This is a genomic window from Chryseobacterium cucumeris, from assembly GCF_001593385.1.
Classification (GTDB): Bacteria; Bacteroidota; Bacteroidia; order Flavobacteriales; family Weeksellaceae; genus Chryseobacterium; species Chryseobacterium cucumeris.
This window is the reverse complement of record NZ_LUVZ01000001.1, coordinates 1,104,406-1,122,226: the sequence shown is the minus strand read 5'-3', so window position 1 is coordinate 1,122,226 and position 17,821 is coordinate 1,104,406. Positions and strand designations below refer to the sequence as shown.

The 17,821-nt window shown below is 37.0% G+C and carries 16 protein-coding genes; 11 read left to right on the top strand and 5 right to left on the bottom strand.

Annotation, left to right across the window (positions count from 1 at the left end; all coding sequences use genetic code 11):
- Window positions 1-87: 87 nt before the first annotated feature.
- Window positions 88-903, bottom strand: a complete 816-nt coding sequence (locus A1704_RS05045) for a DUF4197 domain-containing protein (protein WP_062671049.1) — start codon at window positions 901-903, stop codon at window positions 88-90.
- 227 nt (window positions 904-1,130) lie between these two features.
- Here A1704_RS05045 and A1704_RS05040 point away from each other — a divergent pair, with 227 nt between their 5' ends.
- The 6 genes from A1704_RS05040 to A1704_RS05015 all read left to right on the top strand — a co-directional run bounded on the left by A1704_RS05040 (window position 1,131) and on the right by A1704_RS05015 (window position 7,678).
- Window positions 1,131-3,395, top strand: coding sequence for a glycoside hydrolase family 20 protein (locus tag A1704_RS05040; protein WP_062671047.1), 2,265 nt, complete (start codon window positions 1,131-1,133; stop codon window positions 3,393-3,395).
- Window positions 3,396-3,404: 9 nt separating this feature from the next.
- Complete coding sequence (locus tag A1704_RS05035; protein WP_062671045.1) at window positions 3,405-4,046, top strand: Crp/Fnr family transcriptional regulator; 642 nt, start codon at window positions 3,405-3,407, stop codon at window positions 4,044-4,046.
- Between the two features lie 264 nt (window positions 4,047-4,310).
- A complete protein-coding gene (locus tag A1704_RS05030; protein WP_062671042.1) occupies window positions 4,311-5,105 on the top strand; it encodes a sulfite exporter TauE/SafE family protein in 795 nt (264 codons plus the stop codon).
- 82 nt (window positions 5,106-5,187) lie between these two features.
- Complete coding sequence (locus A1704_RS05025; RefSeq protein ID WP_062671040.1) at window positions 5,188-6,603, top strand: MBL fold metallo-hydrolase; 1,416 nt, start codon at window positions 5,188-5,190, stop codon at window positions 6,601-6,603.
- Window positions 6,604-6,608: 5 nt separating this feature from the next.
- Window positions 6,609-7,172, top strand: coding sequence for a YeeE/YedE family protein (locus A1704_RS05020; RefSeq protein ID WP_062671038.1), 564 nt, complete (start codon window positions 6,609-6,611; stop codon window positions 7,170-7,172).
- A 26-nt stretch (window positions 7,173-7,198) separates the two neighbouring features.
- Window positions 7,199-7,678 carry a DUF6691 family protein gene (locus tag A1704_RS05015; RefSeq protein ID WP_062671036.1) on the top strand — a complete coding sequence of 160 codons (480 nt, stop codon included), beginning with the start codon at window positions 7,199-7,201 and terminating at the stop codon, window positions 7,676-7,678.
- A 59-nt stretch (window positions 7,679-7,737) separates the two neighbouring features.
- On the opposite strand, the gene A1704_RS05010 is transcribed toward A1704_RS05015, so the two are convergent.
- From A1704_RS05010 to A1704_RS04995, 4 genes are all read right to left on the bottom strand, one after another.
- The gene (locus tag A1704_RS05010; protein ID WP_062671034.1) at window positions 7,738-9,138 is read right to left on the bottom strand and encodes a TolC family protein; all 1,401 of its coding nucleotides are present in this window, start codon (window positions 9,136-9,138) and stop codon (window positions 7,738-7,740) included.
- A gap of 1 nt (window position 9,139) precedes the next feature.
- Entirely contained in the window at window positions 9,140-10,297 is a 1,158-nt protein-coding gene (locus A1704_RS05005) for an HlyD family secretion protein (protein WP_062671032.1), read from the bottom strand.
- A gap of 5 nt (window positions 10,298-10,302) precedes the next feature.
- Entirely contained in the window at window positions 10,303-10,668 is a 366-nt protein-coding gene (locus A1704_RS05000) for a DUF3302 domain-containing protein (RefSeq protein ID WP_062671030.1), read from the bottom strand.
- Between the two features lie 230 nt (window positions 10,669-10,898).
- Entirely contained in the window at window positions 10,899-11,477 is a 579-nt protein-coding gene (locus A1704_RS04995; protein WP_238590575.1) for a Crp/Fnr family transcriptional regulator, read from the bottom strand.
- Between the two features lie 149 nt (window positions 11,478-11,626).
- Between A1704_RS04995 and A1704_RS04990 the strand changes: the two genes are divergently transcribed.
- The 5 genes from A1704_RS04990 to A1704_RS04970 all read left to right on the top strand — a co-directional run bounded on the left by A1704_RS04990 (window position 11,627) and on the right by A1704_RS04970 (window position 17,632).
- Window positions 11,627-12,622: an isoaspartyl peptidase/L-asparaginase family protein gene (locus A1704_RS04990; protein ID WP_062671028.1), complete on the top strand. Its 996-nt coding sequence runs from the start codon at window positions 11,627-11,629 to the stop codon at window positions 12,620-12,622.
- Window positions 12,623-12,705: 83 nt separating this feature from the next.
- Window positions 12,706-13,260, top strand: a complete 555-nt coding sequence (locus A1704_RS04985; RefSeq protein WP_062671026.1) for a hypothetical protein — start codon at window positions 12,706-12,708, stop codon at window positions 13,258-13,260.
- A 20-nt stretch (window positions 13,261-13,280) separates the two neighbouring features.
- Window positions 13,281-13,943 carry a copper homeostasis protein CutC gene (locus A1704_RS04980; protein ID WP_062671024.1) on the top strand — a complete coding sequence of 221 codons (663 nt, stop codon included), beginning with the start codon at window positions 13,281-13,283 and terminating at the stop codon, window positions 13,941-13,943.
- 119 nt (window positions 13,944-14,062) lie between these two features.
- Window positions 14,063-16,531 (top strand): beta-mannosidase, encoded by a 2,469-nt coding sequence (locus A1704_RS04975; protein ID WP_062671022.1) that lies wholly within the window; start codon window positions 14,063-14,065, stop codon window positions 16,529-16,531.
- Between the two features lie 192 nt (window positions 16,532-16,723).
- Window positions 16,724-17,632: an AEC family transporter gene (locus A1704_RS04970; protein WP_062671019.1), complete on the top strand. Its 909-nt coding sequence runs from the start codon at window positions 16,724-16,726 to the stop codon at window positions 17,630-17,632.
- Window positions 17,633-17,821 lie beyond the last annotated feature (189 nt).

Genomic DNA, 17,821 nt, shown 5'->3' with positions numbered 1-17,821 from the left:
GTTTCTTTTGTTTCAAGACAAAAGAAATTAAACATAAAAAAACTGCTTCATCATGAAACAGCTTTTATATATTTAGTCTAATCTTATTTATTTCCCATCCTGCGCTCCAAAAACCTTCTGCAAAATACTTGTAGTTCTCATAGCAGGTGTATTTCTGATTCCGCTTTCCTTATCTGCTACCATTTTAAAAACTCCATTAATGGTTTCTGTAGTAACATATTCGTTAAGATCTGTAGTAACAGCCTGTCCGGTAAACGTATTGTATTTTGAAATCAGGTTTTTCCAAAGCGTATCAGCACCTACTTTCCCTAAAGAAGCTTTTACTTTGGGTTGAAAGGCATTGAACAGCTGAGTCTGGGTTTTTCCCTGAAGATAACTTGTTGCGGCGTTATTACTCCCTAATAAAATGTTTTTGGCATCTGTAATCGTCATAGAAGTAATAGCATTTGTAAAAATAGGTGCAGCTTCTGTTACGGCATCTTCAGCAGCTCTGTTTAACAATTTTACGCCCTCGTCAGCAAGGCTTCCCATTCCGATGGAACGTAAAGTAGTGTCGATTTTTCTTAATTTTTCAGGCATTAAAATTTTTACCGCTTCATTTTTGAAAAAACCATCTGTTACCGCTAGTTTTTTTACTCCATCCGTTACGCCCATACTTAAGGCCTCTTTTAACCCTGAAGAAATCTGACCGGAAGTAAGGTTTCCAAGGTTGGCAGATGAATTGTTGGAGCCGGAAGAATTAGGGGTACTCTTAGTAGGTGTTACCGTACCATTATTTTTAACAGGAACATTAAGATCTACACCTGTTTTGTCTTTAACAGCAGATTTTATAATATCAAAAATTTGTGCCTGAGCTGATAAAGAAAATAATAAAGCGGCTGCCAGAAAAATATTTTTTTTCATCTTATTTTTTTACAAATTTAAATCTTTAATTTTTTTAAGTCGACTAAATTGATCAAAAAGCAAACCACAATATCCCATATTTAATAGAATAATATCTATATAGAATGATTGAAAACTGTAAATTATTCATTTTACAGGAGTCTGAAATAGGGTATTTAATTTGTTTTTAAAAAGGCTCAAAGAGTTTTGAAAAATAATTATCTTAGCTCAAACCTTAACCCCATCTCATGATACGGACTTTTCTAGTACTCTTTGTATTGATTTCAAACATGATTTTTGCCCAAAATAAATTAAATCTAATCCCTTATCCTCAAAAAGTTCAACTTTTACAGGGAGAATTTGCAATACCAAAAGCTTTCGTACTAAGTGGTAACCTGCCAAAAGAGGAGACAGAATATTTCAAAAAGAGAATAGGTTCTCAGGTGGAATTTCAATATGCTAAGAAAGGTGGTGAGATTCATTTAACGAATTCTATAACTCCTCAGGCATCAGGAACAGATTCTGAACAGAAAAAAGAGTATTACTCCATGGAAATTTCTCCAAAACAGATACATATAAAGTCTTATACTAAACAAGGGTATTTTCTGGCTCTTCAAACTTTGATTCAGATTATTGAGCAGTATGAAGAGGGAAAGAACATTCCGGCTATGAAAATCGAAGATCAGCCTAAATTTGCATGGAGGGGAATGCATTTGGATGTATGCCGTCACTTTTTCACTGTTGATGAGGTGAAACAGTATATCGATTATCTGGCGATGTATAAACTGAACACTTTCCATTGGCATTTAACGGATGATCAGGGATGGAGAATTGAAATAAAAAAATATCCTAAGCTTACTCAGATCGGTTCAAAACGTAAAGAATCCATGATTGGAGCCTATGTGGATAACACGTTTGATGGAAAACCTTACGGTCCTTATTTTTATACACAGGAACAAATAAAAGACGTGGTGAAATATGCTCAGGACAGACACATTACTGTGGTCCCTGAAATTGAAATGCCTGGGCATGCTTTGGCCGCACTGTCTGCATATCCTGAACTGGCATGTACCAAAGGTCCTTTTGAACCTGCTACAAAATGGGGCGTTTTTGATGATGTTTTCTGCCCGAAAGATGAAACTTTTACGTTTCTTGAAAATGTTCTGGATGAGGTAATCCAATTATTCCCTTCCCGATACATTCATATTGGAGGTGATGAGTGCCCGAAAACAAGATGGAAGGAATGTGCACACTGCCAGGAGCTGATTAAGAAAAATAATTTAAAAGATGAACACGGCTTACAGAGCTACTTTATTCAACGGATTGAAAAATATGTCAACAGTAAAGGGCGAAAAATCATAGGCTGGGACGAGATTTTAGAAGGTGGATTAGCTCCCAACGCCGCTGTGATGAGCTGGACAGGCGTGAATGGAGGTATTGAAGCTGCAAAATCAAAACACTTTGCCGTAATGACTCCTGGTGCCTACTGTTATTTTGACCATTATCAGGGAGATCCGCAGTCTGAACCTAATGCTTTTGGAGGATTTACGCCTTTAGAAAAAGTATACGCTTACAATCCTGTTCCTTCCGAACTGAATGCAGAGCAGGCTAAGTACATCATGGGTGTTCAGGCGAATCTGTGGACAGAATATATTTTAGATTTTAAGCAGGTACAGTACATGATTTTCCCAAGATTAATGGCACTTTCTGAAGTAGGATGGGGAACATCAGATCCTAAAAAATATAAAGAATTTGAAAACAGAGTGATTAACCAGTTTAAAGTTCTGGATGGTATGAAGGTCAACTATGCCAGGAGCATTTATAACATCACCGGAAAAGTAATTCCTTCCAATAACGGAATTGCTTATGAACTGTCTACTTCGCAGAATTCAAACAGTATCCGATATACGCTGGATGGAACAGACCCTTCCATCAATTCTAAAACGTATCAGACGGCAGTTGAGATTCCTAATTCTTTAACCATTAAATCAGCTTATTTTGAAGAGGGGCAGTTGAAAAGTGCCGTGTCTACACAGCAATTTACCATTTCAAAGACTACCGGAAAAAAGATAACTTTAGAACAACAACCTAGCGAAAACTATTCTTTTGGAGGTGCTTTCACCTTAGTAGATGGTATTATCGGAAATGTAAAACAACTGGGTAAAACATGGCTGGGCTTTCAGGGAAAAGATGTAGTGGCAACAATAGATTTGGGGCAGAAAACAACTTTTTCAGAAGTGTATTTCAATACCCTTGAAAATAAAGGAAGCTGGATTCATCTGGCTAAATCTGCAAAGATTTTTGTTTCTGATGATAATAAGAACTTCAAACTGATTAAAGAGATCGGCACGCCTGAAATTCAGAAGGCCGGCGGAAAAATCAAACTGAATATAGGAATGCAGAACGCGAAATACCTGAAAGTAACTATTGAAAATGCAGGCATTATTCCGGAAGGAAATCCTGGTGCAGATTCCAAAGCATGGTTGTTTGTTGATGAAATTGGCGTAAATTAGAATAAAAAAATGCAGAACGACACGATACTTTCTTCAGAATTCTCATCATCACCAGAATTGGTAGAAAAACTGTATCAATATGGTATAACGAAGAATTACCATCAAGGAGATATTATTCTAGATGAAAATGCTTCCATCCGTTCCATTCCTATTGTGATGAAAGGAATGCTGAAAGTGATCAGAACAGAAGAAGACGGACGTGAAATTTTATTATACTACATCAAAGCCGGAGAAAGCTGTATCATGTCTTTTCTGGGCGGTATGCATAATGAAAAAAGCATTGTAAAAGCAGAGATAGAAGAGGATGCAGAAATACTTTTCTTACCCGTAGACAAAGTTTCTTTATTCATCAAAGAACATCCGGAATGGCTGGATTATATCTTCAGACTGTATCATAAAAGATTTGAAGAGCTATTAGATATCATCAATGCCATCGCTTTCAAAAAAGTAGACGAAAGACTTCTCAACCTATTGCAGAAAAAATCTGAACTCACTGGCTCTGAAACCATTCATACCACTCATGAGCAGCTTGCCAATGAGCTGGGAACCGCAAGAGTAGTGGTGTCAAGACTTTTGAAGCAACTGGAAGAAGACGGAAAACTCATGTTAGGCAGAAATAAAATTACCCTCCTGAAAGCCCTGAACTCATAAATTCTCTCTCAATTTAATCAAAAATACTCATATTTCTCTTTCTTGGAAGGGTGGCAAAAGTTCAAAGAATTTTTGACGGGGTAGTTAAAGTCATTGCGAACCAAAGGTGAAGCAATCTCAAAGAAGCGGAATTACTCTAAATTCTTTGTGTCCTTTGTGAAACCATTAGTCTTCATTTGTGTTTAAAAATCTCCTTATGTAACAAAAGTAGCTGTAGCTTTCTTTCCGCATTCCCATTTTTGCATCAGAATTAGTTGAATAAAAATGGAAATTATAGGATATGCAGCCGCAGTTTTAATAGGAGTTTCTCTCGGTTTAATAGGAGGTGGAGGAAGTATTCTCACGGTTCCCGTACTTGTTTATCTCTTCGGGATTGATGCTTTTCTGGCAACAGAATATTCTCTCTTTGTAGTGGGAATCAGCAGTCTTGTAGGCTCTGTATCCTATTTTAAAAAGGGATTGGTTAATTTTAAGATGGCTTTGGTATTCGGACTTCCTTCGGTAATTTCTATCTTTCTGACCAGAATATATCTTCTTCCTTTAATTCCTGAAAACGTATTCCAGATACAGAAATTTACGGTTACCAAAAATATTTTTTTACTACTGATTTTTGCAGGCTTAATGATTCTGGCTTCCTATAAAATGATAAAAAGAAATTCTTCAGAAGAATCTTTAGAATGCATTACGAATAAGAATAGTGCTTTTCTGGCAGCAGGACAGGGTTCAATAGTAGGTGTTTTAACTGGATTGGTAGGAGCAGGAGGCGGTTTTATGATTATCCCGGCATTAGTGAATCTATTAAAAGTGCCCATGAAAACTGCAATAGGAACTTCCTTAATGATTATTTCTTTCAATTCTTTAATCGGTTTCCTCTCTTCAGTAAACCAGGTGAAAATAGAATGGAAACTGCTGGTTTCTATTACGGTGATTGCTGTTGCAGGAATTATAATGGGCTCAAAACTATCAAAAAAGATAGACGGCAAAAAACTGAAACCTGCATTTGGGTGGTTTATCCTGATCATGGGTATTTATATCATTACGAAAGAAATCTTCCTTTAATGTTCTTATGTAACAAAAGTAGCTGTACGGGAAAGCAGAAAGCTGGAAATTTGTATCAGATAACAAATCAAAATAAAATAAAATGAAAATAGAACAGATTTATACAGGATGCCTTGCACAGGGTGCTTACTATATTACTTCAGCCGGCGAAGCCGCAATTATTGATCCTTTGAGAGAAACACAGCCTTATATCAACAGACTGAAGGAAGATGGAGTAGAATTGAAGTACATCTTTGAAACTCATTTTCACGCAGATTTTGTCAGCGGACATCTGGATTTAAGCCTTAAAACCGGAGCTCCAATTGTTTATGGACCGACAGCCAATCCCGAGTTTGATGCTGTTATTGCAGAAGATGAACAGATATTTGAACTAGGAGATATTAAAATTAAAGTTCTTCATACACCAGGACACACGCTTGAAAGTTCGTGTTATGTCTTGATTGATGAAAATGGTAATGAAAAGGCTCTTTTTAGCGGTGATACCTTGTTCCTTGGAGATGTAGGCCGTCCTGATCTGGCACAGAAAGGAGCAAATATGACTCAGGAAGAGCTGGCAGGTCTTTTATATGATAGTTTGTATCATAAAATTCTGCCTTTACAAGATGATATTACGGTTTATCCCGCTCATGGAGCCGGTTCAGCCTGCGGCAAAAATATGCAGAAAGAAACCGTAGATACATTGGGAAATCAAAAAAGAACCAATTATGCCTTGAATCAAAAGGATAAACAGAGTTTTATACAAGAAGTAACAGATGGGCTTTTGCCTCCGCCAGCTTATTTCGGAATGAATGTGATGATGAATAAAAAAGGGTACAGTAGTTTTGATGAAGTACTTTCAAAAGGGTTGCACGCTCTTTCTCCTGAACAGTTTGAGGAAATTGCTGAAGCCTCAGGTGCTTTGATTTTAGATGTAAGATCCAATCGTGAATTTGCCAAAGGTTTTATCCCACAGTCTATCAATATAGGATTGGATGGTGATTTTGCCCCGTGGGTAGGAGCTTTAATTGCTGATGTCAGCCAGCCTATTCTGCTGGTTACTGAAAAAGGATATGAAGAAGAAGCGGTAACCCGTTTGAGCAGAGTAGGATTCGATCATATTTTAGGTTTTCTGGATGGAGGTTTTGAAAGCTGGAAAAAAAGCGGAAAAGAAACAGACTTTGTCAATCGCATCTCTGCGGAACAGTTTGAAACCGAAATCAAAGAAAAAGAAGCCAAAATCATTGATATAAGAAAAGAAAGTGAATACAACGCAGAACATATTCATGAAGCTTACAGCAAACCTCTGGCCTATATCAACGAATGGATTCATAAGATAAAACCAACAGAACATTTCTACATGCATTGTGGTAGCGGTTACAGAAGTACAATGGCAGCAAGCATTCTTCAGGCAAGAGGATACAGAAACTTTTCAGAAATTGAAGGAGGTTTTAAAGCAATTAGCTCTACAGAGATTCCTAAAAGCGATTTTGTGTGTCAAACTAAAATTTTAAATAAGTAAAAAAAATGTTAGAAATTATAAAAGAACCCTGGCCTTGGTATGTTGCCGGACCATTGATTGGGCTTACCGTTCCTGCTTTATTGATTATGGGAAATAAATCCTTTGGAATCAGTTCCTCGCTGAGACATATCTGTGCAGCCTGTATTCCTGCCAATGTAAATTTTTTCAAATACAACTGGAAAAAAGAGGCCTGGAATTTATTTTTTGTACTGGGGATTTTCTTCGGAGGATTGATTACATCCCAATTTTTAGTGAATCCTAATGAAATAAAAGTCAATCCCAATCTGAAAGCAGAATTGGCAGGATATGGAATCACAAATTACAGTAATCTGGTTCCGGAACAACTGATGAATTTCGAAAGCCTGTTGACCCTGAGAGGATTTATTATGATGGTAGTGGGTGGGTTTTTGGTTGGTTTCGGAACAAGATACGCAGGAGGATGCACCAGCGGACATGCAATCATGGGACTTTCCAACTTACAGTGGCCTTCTTTGGTGGCAACAGTCTGTTTTATGATCGGTGGCTTTTTAATGGCTAACCTTATTTTGCCTATCATCCTTTCCCTATAAGTATAATTTAAAAAGAGAATTACATTATGATCAAAGAAAAAGAACAAAATATATATACCACTTGTGTAAACGAAAGTACGGCTAACCATCCATGGTATCACAATCTGAAATACCTCGCCGCTGGAATTATTTTCGGGATTATTTTTGTGAAAGCAGAAGTGATCAGCTGGTTCAGGATACAGGAAATGTTCCGTCTGCAGTCTTTCCATATGTACGGAATCATTGGAAGTGCCGTATTGGTAGGAATGATTTCAGTGTGGCTGATTAAAAAATTTAAGGTAAAATCAATTGATGGGGAACCTATTACTCTGGCACCTAAAAAGTTTAATAGAGGTCAGATCTATGGAGGATTGATATTTGGTTTTGGCTGGGCCATTACTGGAGCCTGTCCCGGACCTCTTTTTGCTCAGATTGGAACAGGAGCTTTAGCAGTATCTGTTACTTTGTTAAGTGCAATTGCCGGAACATGGGTATATGGATATTTCAGAGATAAACTGCCTCATTAATATCAGATAAATTATAAAAAAGACTGCAGAAAAAATCTGCAGTCTCTCAAGTATAAAAATTATGAATAAATGAAGTTCTCCGCACCTAAAGCCATATAAAGATTTATACGCTCTATTCTGTACTGAAGTTCCAGATTGATGAGGTTCATTTCATTTTTCAATAGGTCCCTTTGTTTACGAATCAGTACAAAACTGTTGCTGGTACCGACCTTTATTTGTTTTTCAGTAAGAGAAATATTGTTTTTCAGTTCATTGACAGCATTAGTTGTATAAGTCATCTGTTTTTCAATAGAACGGAGATTTGCTAAAGAAGATTCCACTTCGTTCAATGCATTCAGAACAGCTTTAGAATATTCTTCAACGACTTGTTTCTGCTGAGAATTTTTTACTTCTACATTCTTTTTAAGCTTTCCACCATTGAATAGAGGAGAAACTAATCCTCCGCCCACTTTTATTAAAGGGTTGGAAAATAAAGAATTAATAGATTCCACATTACTTCCTGCACTCCCAAGCGATGAGCTTATATTTAATGATGGAAGTCTTGCCGCTTTAGCTTCCTGTACTTCATAAAAAGCTTTTTCGATCTGGAAATGACTCGCCTGTATGTCTGATCTGTTTTCAAGAAGCTCCAGAGGAAAAGATGCAGGAATACTGCTTTTTACAGAATTAAAGAAATTCTGGGTTGCCAGTTTTCCCTCCGGATACTTTCCGGTAAGAAGTTCCAGCGACCTTCTCGACTGCATATTGGCATTTTTAATCTTTTCAAGATAACCCTGCAGGGAAATAATTTCGGCAGAAATATTGGACACATCAATAGCATTTGCCGTTCCAACTTTCTTTTGAATAATGTAGAGTTTTTCCAGGTCTTTGGTCTTCTGAATATAGCTTTCAATCTTATTTTCCTGAATGTTTCCTGCAATATTCAGATAATAAGCTTTGGCAATCATTCCTGCAATAGACTGATGAAGCAGTGTATTCTGATGTTTTGCAGAAAAATAGCTGCTGGTGCTGGCCATCTGTGAAGATTTATTTTTGCCCCAAAGGTCAATTTCCCAATTGGCTTTTAACGCAAGACGCTGAACCTGACTGCCACTAACCAGATTATTCGAAGTGTTGGCTACAGCACTTACGCTTGGATAAAGGTCGCTTCCGGCAATTTCCATTGCCAGCTCAATCTGGTTAAGCTTTTCTCTGGCAATAATCAGATCTGCATTATACAACATTCCTTCATTAATCAAAGCTTCAAGCTGTGAGGTCTTAAGATCATTGATCCAGTCATAGGAAATTGATTTTGAATTTGCTTTTCTGTCAAAAATCCAGTCATCCGGAATTTGTATATGAGAAGCAATTTCACTTTTTTCTTTCAACTCATTTATATTTTCCTTCGTAGCTTCTTTATAACCGATGCATGAGCTTAAGCTTACAGTGAGCACGCTCAATAAAACTAACTTTTTATACATGTTAATGAAGTTTAGGAATCAGGAAGTTGATTTTACTGTTGATTCGCACCATTACTTTTCTGATAAGATGAAGAGGTTTAATATGATCAGAATAGATCACAGCCATTCCTCTTGCTCCCACTGTAAGTTGTTTCTGGTTATCTTCCAATACAAACTTGGCAATCAATTTTCCATCGGTCTCAGGTAATTGTCTTGCAGTATCAGGAAGCCCTGCCGTAGAACCATTTCCACCCAGCATTCCTCCTGCATTATTCATGATTCCCTGGCTTGTAGCATCAATTACATATTCAAGTTTAGCTTTTACCACTTTTCCAGGTTCTGTTTTAAGAGCAAGCTCTACTTCATTTCCATTTTTTACAGATTCAAGCTCGTTCTGAGCAAAAAATCCAATAACTGACTGCTGCTTCTGAATCAGAACAAATGCTGATTTGAATGGGGCCATAATAGCTCCTTCATTCAGCTGCACATTCGGAATTATCCCATCTGTTGGTGCTAAAACAACGGTCTGGGAAAGATTCCATTTTGCCTGATCCAGCTTAGCCTGAATCTCAGATACTGATGAATTTTCTCCGCCATAAGAAGCATTGGACTTTGTTTCCAAAGACTGCTGTTGTGATTGTGCAGCACTGATTCTTGACTGAAGATCGCGGACATTCGTGATCGCCTGTTCAAGATCGAACTTGTTGGCTGCTCCTGCCTGTACAAGCTCCTGATATTGCGCTACTCTTTTGTTGGCTAGATCAAGCTGAGATTGTAATGCAGAAATATTTTTTCTGGAAGCCGAAATATCTGCATCATAAGAATGTACAGTAGCTTTCATACTGCTCAGCTTAGCTTCCAGTGATTTAATTTCCTGTATATAAGGTTCCCTGTCAAGTACAAATAAAGTATCTCCCTTTTTTACTTCCTGGTTGGTACTCACATATACTTTTTTCACCTTTCCCAAAACCTGCGTAGTAATATCCACACTTCTGTTTCCCACCTTTACATCAGAGGTAATAGGGCAATAATAATTTAAACTTAATATCAAAGCGATAGATCCGAAGATAGGCAATGAATATACGATTACCTGTGTGGTAAATGTCCACGGGATCAGTTTTAATTTTTTAATAAGAAGCCAGCATATTCCCGCATATATTGCAACTAGTAATTCCAGCATGTTTTTTAATTTTCGATAGGTTTTAATTCTTCTTCAGGCAAATCTGTGTTGTCTTTCTCTCTTTCAGGAGCCGTCTGGTTTCCATAGTCATAGTTGGCCCAAATTAAGGCAACTGGCCATAAAAGACCGCCAAAGATCAGAGAAAGAAGACACATACTTTTGATAGCGTTCAGCTGGGGATGGTTTTTCTTTTCTGCTACTTTTTCCGGGTAAATATGAACTTTCCAGAAGAGATAAATCCCTGCAATAGGCAATACAAATAAGATAAGCCAGGATGCTCCGTCGGCTATTTTGTCTTCAACATTGCCTGTAGAGGCCTGCACAAAATTGCATGCTAATAACAGGCAGAGAATGGTGGTTATTCTTTGCATAAATTGGTATAAAATGGTAATAAAATGTTGACTTAAGAAAATACAAATTAATACCCGGATGAAAACCCGGACATTCACATACTACTCTGTTAAGATGTAAAGACTATTCTATAAGATGTACTGCTTGGAAGATGATTATATTTTTTTTCATTTGGTTTTTTTATTGGTGAAGAACAAGTTTTTGACCGGACAAAATTATACTGAACAGAATAATTAAAAATATTCTTAAGTTATTTTTTTCCTTGATTCTTTTTTTTATTGTCACGGGCAGTTATACGGGAAAGAGAATTAGGGGTAATACCCAAAAAATTGGCAATATACTTTCTGTTTGCATTTTGACACACAAACGGATGGTTGCTCAGGAAATCTTCATAGCGGGAAAGCGGAGAACTTTTGCAAAACTGTTCTGTACGTGCGGATAAGATGCTGATAATCTGCTTTAAAGATTTTAAGTACAAATTGTAAATTCCTTTATGCTGAAATGCAGTCTGCTCAAATTCGCCTTTATTAAAAAGAAAAATTTGAGAATCAATGACAGCCTGTATGGTATATTTTTTTGTGCCTTCCGGGGAATAAGATTCCGGGCTTTCCATAAAAGCAACCTCTTTTTCTGAGGGCAGAAAAGTATTGATTTCAACTCCGTTTTCATCATCAAAGAAAAATCTCAGAAGACCACCTGTCAATATAAATAAATGGTTAAATGGCTGGCCTGGCTCTAAAAGTTTTTCTTTTTTCCGAAGAAGTTTGGGAGTACTGATGCTTGCAAGGACCTGAATTTCTTCATCAGATAATTCCTTAAAGCAATCCATTCTTCTAAACGTTTTAAACATAAATATTCATTATAATAACCAATATAAAAATAAGAAAAAATAGGAAAGAAAAAATAGTGAAAAAGCCATAAGACTTTCAACGAATTTTTTTAAGATATTTGCTTTGTATTAAATAATTTTGACATACAATGAACAATAACCGAAGAAGTTTTATTAAAAAACTGGGAATTGCCACAGCAGCCCTTACCATTAATCCTTTAGATGTGATGGCCGGAAATCTGCCTGAAAGTAAAAAAATCGTCAACAAACCTATTGTACTCTCCACCTGGAATTTCGGATTAAAAGCCAACGAAGAAGCTTGGACAATCCTTGGAAAAGGAGGAAGAGCTTTGGATGCTGTAGAAAAAGGAGTCCGTCTTGTAGAATTAGATCCAAAAGAAAGAAGTGTAGGATATGGAGGACGTCCGGACAGAGACGGAAGGGTAACGCTGGATGCTTGTATCATGGATGAAAATTATAATATCGGTTCTGTAGCCTGCCTGGAATATGTTAAAAATCCTATTTCTGTAGCCAGAGCTGTCATGGAAAAGACACCACACGTTATGCTGGTTGGTGACGGAGCATTGCAGTTTGCCCTTTCACAAGGTTTTAAAAAAGAAAATCTTCTCACTCCCGAATCAGAAAAAGAATGGAAAGAATGGTTAAAGACCAGCCAATATAAACCCATTGCCAATATTGAAAATCACGATACCATAGGAATGATTGCTTTGGATGCCCAAGGAAATCTTTCCGGTGCCTGTACGACGAGTGGAATGGCTTTCAAAATGCATGGCAGGGTAGGAGATTCCCCAATTATCGGAGCAGGTTTGTTTGTAGATAATGAAGTGGGAGCGGCTACAGCAACAGGTCATGGTGAAGAAGTGATAAGAACCGTGGGAACCCATCTTGTGGTTGAGTTGATGAGACAGGGCAGAAATCCACAGGAAGCCTGTAAAGAAGCTGTAGAGAGAATTGTAAAAATCAATCAGCGAAGAAATAAAAATCTGAAAGATATTCAGGTAGGTTTTATAGCCATCAATAAACAGGGAGAATATGGATCTTATTGTATTCAGGATGGATTCAACTTTGCCGTTTATGATCAGAAAGGAAACCGCCTTGAAACTCCTGAATTTGCTTTGAAATAATTAAAAATTCAATAGAAGTGGGCTTCAGCCCATTTAAACAAATAAAAGATACCCATTGGCTTTAGCCAAAACATAAAACAAATATGAAAAGAACGATTATCGCTTCCTTGTTTATGATTATTGCTTGCAAGGAAGAAAAGAAGGAGATAAAAAAAGATGGTGAAATCCAGCCAATAAAAGAAAAAGTAGTTTTGCATAATGATTCCAATGAAGCTGAAGAAGCCCAAAAATGGTTGGAAAAAAGTATTGTCCACTATTTTAAAGCTGATATTGGAAGTGAAGAAAAGAATATGCAGAAGATCACCACAAAAGATTATTTTGATTATAAAACTGATGCAACAAATGTTAATCTGGATGTAGACGGAAGTCTTACCGACAAAGAATTTCAGGATAAATGGAAGTCTAAGTTTGATACCAGTAAAGCTGGAGTCGGCATAGGATTTTTGATCTCTGCTCAGGATTGGAACAGTATTGAAGTAGAAAGTTGCGATTTGAAGTCGTCTTCAAGGGATGAATATATATTCAATGTAGTATTGAGAGATGATGGCTTCAAAACTCAATATCCCTCTGTGATAAAAGTAGTAAAAGAAAACGGTTCTTTTCTGATTGCGGATGTATGGCAAGACGAACCGAAATAAAATTTAATAGATACAATACAATGTCAAAAATAGAAATAGCTTGTTTTAATCCTGAATCAGCAGTAATTGCTTTTGAAAATGGGGCAGACAGAATCGAATTATGTGATGGACTCAGTGAAGGTGGAACTACTCCGGATTTCGAAACCATGAAGAAGCTTCGTGAAAAAATTACGCTCCCGATTTTTGTGATGATTCGTCCAAGAGGTGGAGATTTTACCTATTCAGATTCGGAATTTGAGCAGATGAAAAATGATTTGGTTCATTTAAAATCTTTACATGCAGATGGTTTTGTATTCGGTATCCTGGATGAAAATGATGAGATTAATATAGAGCAGAATAAAGTTTTAGTCGAATTGGCAAAACCGCTTCCATGTACTTTTCACCGTGCCTTTGACCGTGCCGCAAATCTGGAAGATTCTCTGGAAAAAGTAATCGAATGTGGTTTTACAACCATTCTTACCTCCGGTCAGAAACCGAATGTATCTGAAGGAAAAGAAAATCTTAAGAAACTTGTTGAACTTTCCAGTGGAAGAATAGAAATCCTTGTTGGAGGTGGTCTGCGTTCATCCAATATTGAAGAGATTAGAGCATTTACTCATGCGGGTTACTTCCATTCTTCAGCCATTACGGATGGTGGGGCTTTTGCCAACCCGGATGAAGTGGTTGCATTGAAGAATAAATAATATGCACTCTGGTTGTCATTCCAAGCGTAGCGGGAACTTAACCAATAAAAATAGAGATTCCTTCATTCCTCGGAATGACAAAATCGCTGGTATGATAACAATTCAAAACAAATTTATTGATGAATAAAACGATCCTTTTTGTTTTCCTTTTTATGCAGAATACCCTTTCCGCGCAGTTTTCACAAAGAAGCTTGTCTTTGGAGAACTGGCAGTTTAAAAATTCAAAAGATCAAAACTGGCTTCCTGCAAAAGTTCCGGGAACCGTTCATCTGGATTTAATGAATAACAAGGTGATTCCCGATCCTTATCACGATGAAAATGAAAAGAAAGTACAATGGATAGAAAACGAAGACTGGGATTATCAGGCAACATTTACAGTCTCTTCTCAGGAATTGAAAAATGACAATATTGATCTTGTTTTTAACGGTCTGGATACATTTTCAGAAATTTATCTTAATGGAAAACTGTTAAAGAAAACAGATAATATGTTCAGAAAATGGGAAATTCCGGTGAAACCATATCTGAAAACAGGAAAAAATACAGTTCAGATTAAGTTTAAATCTGCAGTGAATACCGGAAAGGAATTAGCGAAAAAAATTCCGTTCACCCTACCGGAATCACCAAGAAGTTTTGTGAGAAAAGCACAATATCAGTTTGGCTGGGATTGGGGACCAAGATTGGTTACGGCAGGAATTTGGAAAGATGTTCAGCTGGAATTCTGGAATAACGCCAAAATTATAACTGTTAAAGATATTCAGAAAAGCACCTCTGGAGCTTCTACAGACTTACATTTTGACATAGAAATTTATGCTGAAAATGCAGGAGACTATACCTTAGATCTTAATAAAACCCACAGAAAAGTATCTCTGAAAAAAGGAATCAATACAGTCTCTGTTCCTTACGAAACTGGCGGAATGAAGCTTTGGCAGCCTAACGGGCGTGGTGAGGCTCATCTCTATGATTTTGAAGTAAAATTAGCTAAAGATCAGAAAAACATTGATGCTAAAAATCTCAGAATAGGATTAAGAACGGTAGAATTGGTTCAGGAAAAAGACGAAAAGGGAAAATCATTCTATTTTAAAGTGAATGGACAGCCATTATATATCAAAGGAACAAACTGGATTCCGGGAGATAGTTTTTCACCTAGGATGACCAAAGAAAAATACCAGAAACTGATCAAAGATACCAAAGATGCCCATATGAATATGATCCGTATCTGGGGCGGAGGTATATATGAAGACGATGAATTTTACAAAGCCTGTGATGAAAACGGTATCCTGGTCTGGCAGGATTTTATGTTTGCAGGTAGCTTTTATCCGTCAGATGAAGCATTTTTAAACAATGTAAAAGAAGAAGTAAAAGATCAGGTGAACAGACTTCAGAATCATCCGTCCATTGCTTTGTGGTGCGGAAATAATGAAATTGATGAAGCGATTGTCAACTGGGGCTATCAGAAACAGTTTAAATATTCAAAAAATGACTCTCTTCAGGTTTGGAAAGATTATAAGAAGCTGTTTCATGAGGTAATTCCTAATGCATTGGCAGAAAATCTGAAATCGGATAAAAATATATATTGGCCAAGTTCTCCCTCCATTGGTTGGGGACATAAAGAAAGTCTTACCGAAGGAGATTCTCATTACTGGGGCGTTTGGTGGGGTGAGCAGCCTTTTGAAATTTACAACGAAAAAGTAGGGCGTTTCATGTCTGAATATGGCTTTCAGGGTACACCTAGCCTTGAAACTACAAAATCAATGTTCTCCGGAACTCTGGATTTAAGCCTTCAGAATCCAACCATTAAAGCTCACGAAAAACATGCCCGCGGCTGGGATATTATTAATGAATATCTGAAGCGTGATTATAAAATTCCAACAGATTTTACACAATACAATTACGTTTCACAACTGTTACAGGCAAGAGGAATGCAGATTGCTATTGAAGCTCACCGCCGTGCAAAGCCTTACAATATGGGAACTTTGTATTGGCAGCTGAATGATTGCTGGCCGGTAGTTTCCTGGTCTTCCATTGATTATCTTGGAAACTGGAAAGCCTTCCATTATCAGGCGAAAAGAAGCTTTGAACCTGTTTTGGTATCAATAGCGGAAACCGAAAAAAGCTATGATGTCTATCTGATAAGCGATCTCCTGAAAGAACTGAAAACAGAGACAAAATTTGAATTGATTGATTTCAAAGGAAAAATACTTTGGAAAAGCAGTCAGTCAGATAATGTAAAAGCTGATGTAAGTAAGAAAATACGAAGTATCATTAAATCAGAACTGGGTCAGTTTGATTTGTCCGCAACTGTTTTAAAGGTCAGTTCCGAAAAAGACACAAAATTCGAAAAGCTGTTCTTCTTTAGTAAACCAAAAGATCTGAAACTCTTACAACCTGATATTAAAATCAGGAAAATATCACCCACTGAAATTGAAATTTCAACAGATAAGCTGGCTAAGGACATTTATTTAATCGGCGATACTCACTTCAGCGATAATTTCTTTGACCTGCTTCCGGGAACTTCAAAAAGAATTACCCTTTCAAAACCTTTGGAAAATATAGAGGTGATGAGTCTTTGGGAGGTGATAAAGAAGTAAAATATATTCTGAAAAAATTATTTCAAACAGTTATGAATTTCCGGAAGGTAGATCTCCCAACCTTACAGGTTTTGAAAACCTGTAAGGTATTATACTGGAAAGTTTCATTAGAAATTCTACCGAAAAAAATATAAATTTTACCCTTCCAACTCAAAAATCAGCCGTAAATTTGCCTCATATTTTATTACAGTTATGGTAAATTTTGTTCTGATTGCAGTGTGTATCATTGCAGGAATGATATTCAAAGCAACAAAATCTATCCACCCCGATGCTCACAAAGGCATCAATACCTGGATTCTTTATCTTGCTCTTCCGGCAGTTTCGTTTAAATATCTGCCCAAAGTAAAATGGACAACAGAAATGCTGTTTCCGATTGCAGCCACATTTTTAATTTCTGTGTTCTGTTTCTTTTTTATGATGTTTTACAGTAAGAGCAGGGGATATTCAAGGCGTTCCAGAAGTACATTAGAACTGGCAAGCGGATATAGTAATACTTCATTCATCGGATTTCCATTAATCAGTGCTTTTTATGGCGAAGGGCTTTTGAGTATTGCAATCATCTGTGACCAGACCATGTTCTTTGCCCTTTCAACCCTCGGAATTATTGCTGCAGTAAAAGGGGGAAGTAAATCAGGAAAGGTGAGCGCGGCATTTATTTTAAAGAGATTAATAACATTTCCACCATTAATTGGCTGTATTTCAGCTTTGGTATTGTCTCAGTTTATTGACTTTACTGTTGCAGAACCATTTTTTGATAAGCTGGCAGCAACGGTAAGTCCATTAGCTCTGTTTTCAGTCGGGTTACAGCTGAAATTCAACGGATGGAAAAAACTGATTCCTCAAATGTCGATGTCCATGCTTTATAAATTGATTCTGGCACCCGCAATTGTTCTGGGAATGGCTCTGTTATTCGGAATAAAAGGAGATGTGGCTAAAATTACAGTATTTGAAGCAGCGATGCCAACCTTGGTTACTTCAAGTATTATTGCAGAACAGTTCAGGCTGAACTCAAAACTGACCAACCTGATCATTGGAGTCAGTATCATTGTAGGATTTATTACGTCTGCATTCTGGTATCAGATTACAGAACTTCTTTTTTAGTCATTCATGAATCCTTTCTTCGATCCTTTCTGAATTTGTGGTTGTTCTTTTATCTACACACTTTGTCATTCCGCAGGAATCCAGCCTGTCATATCATTGTTTTTTGATCAATGTAATTCTAGACATTAAAAAATATCTGAATGGGTTACATTACTATGGAATAGACAAAAATAAGGAGAAAGTAAAGAA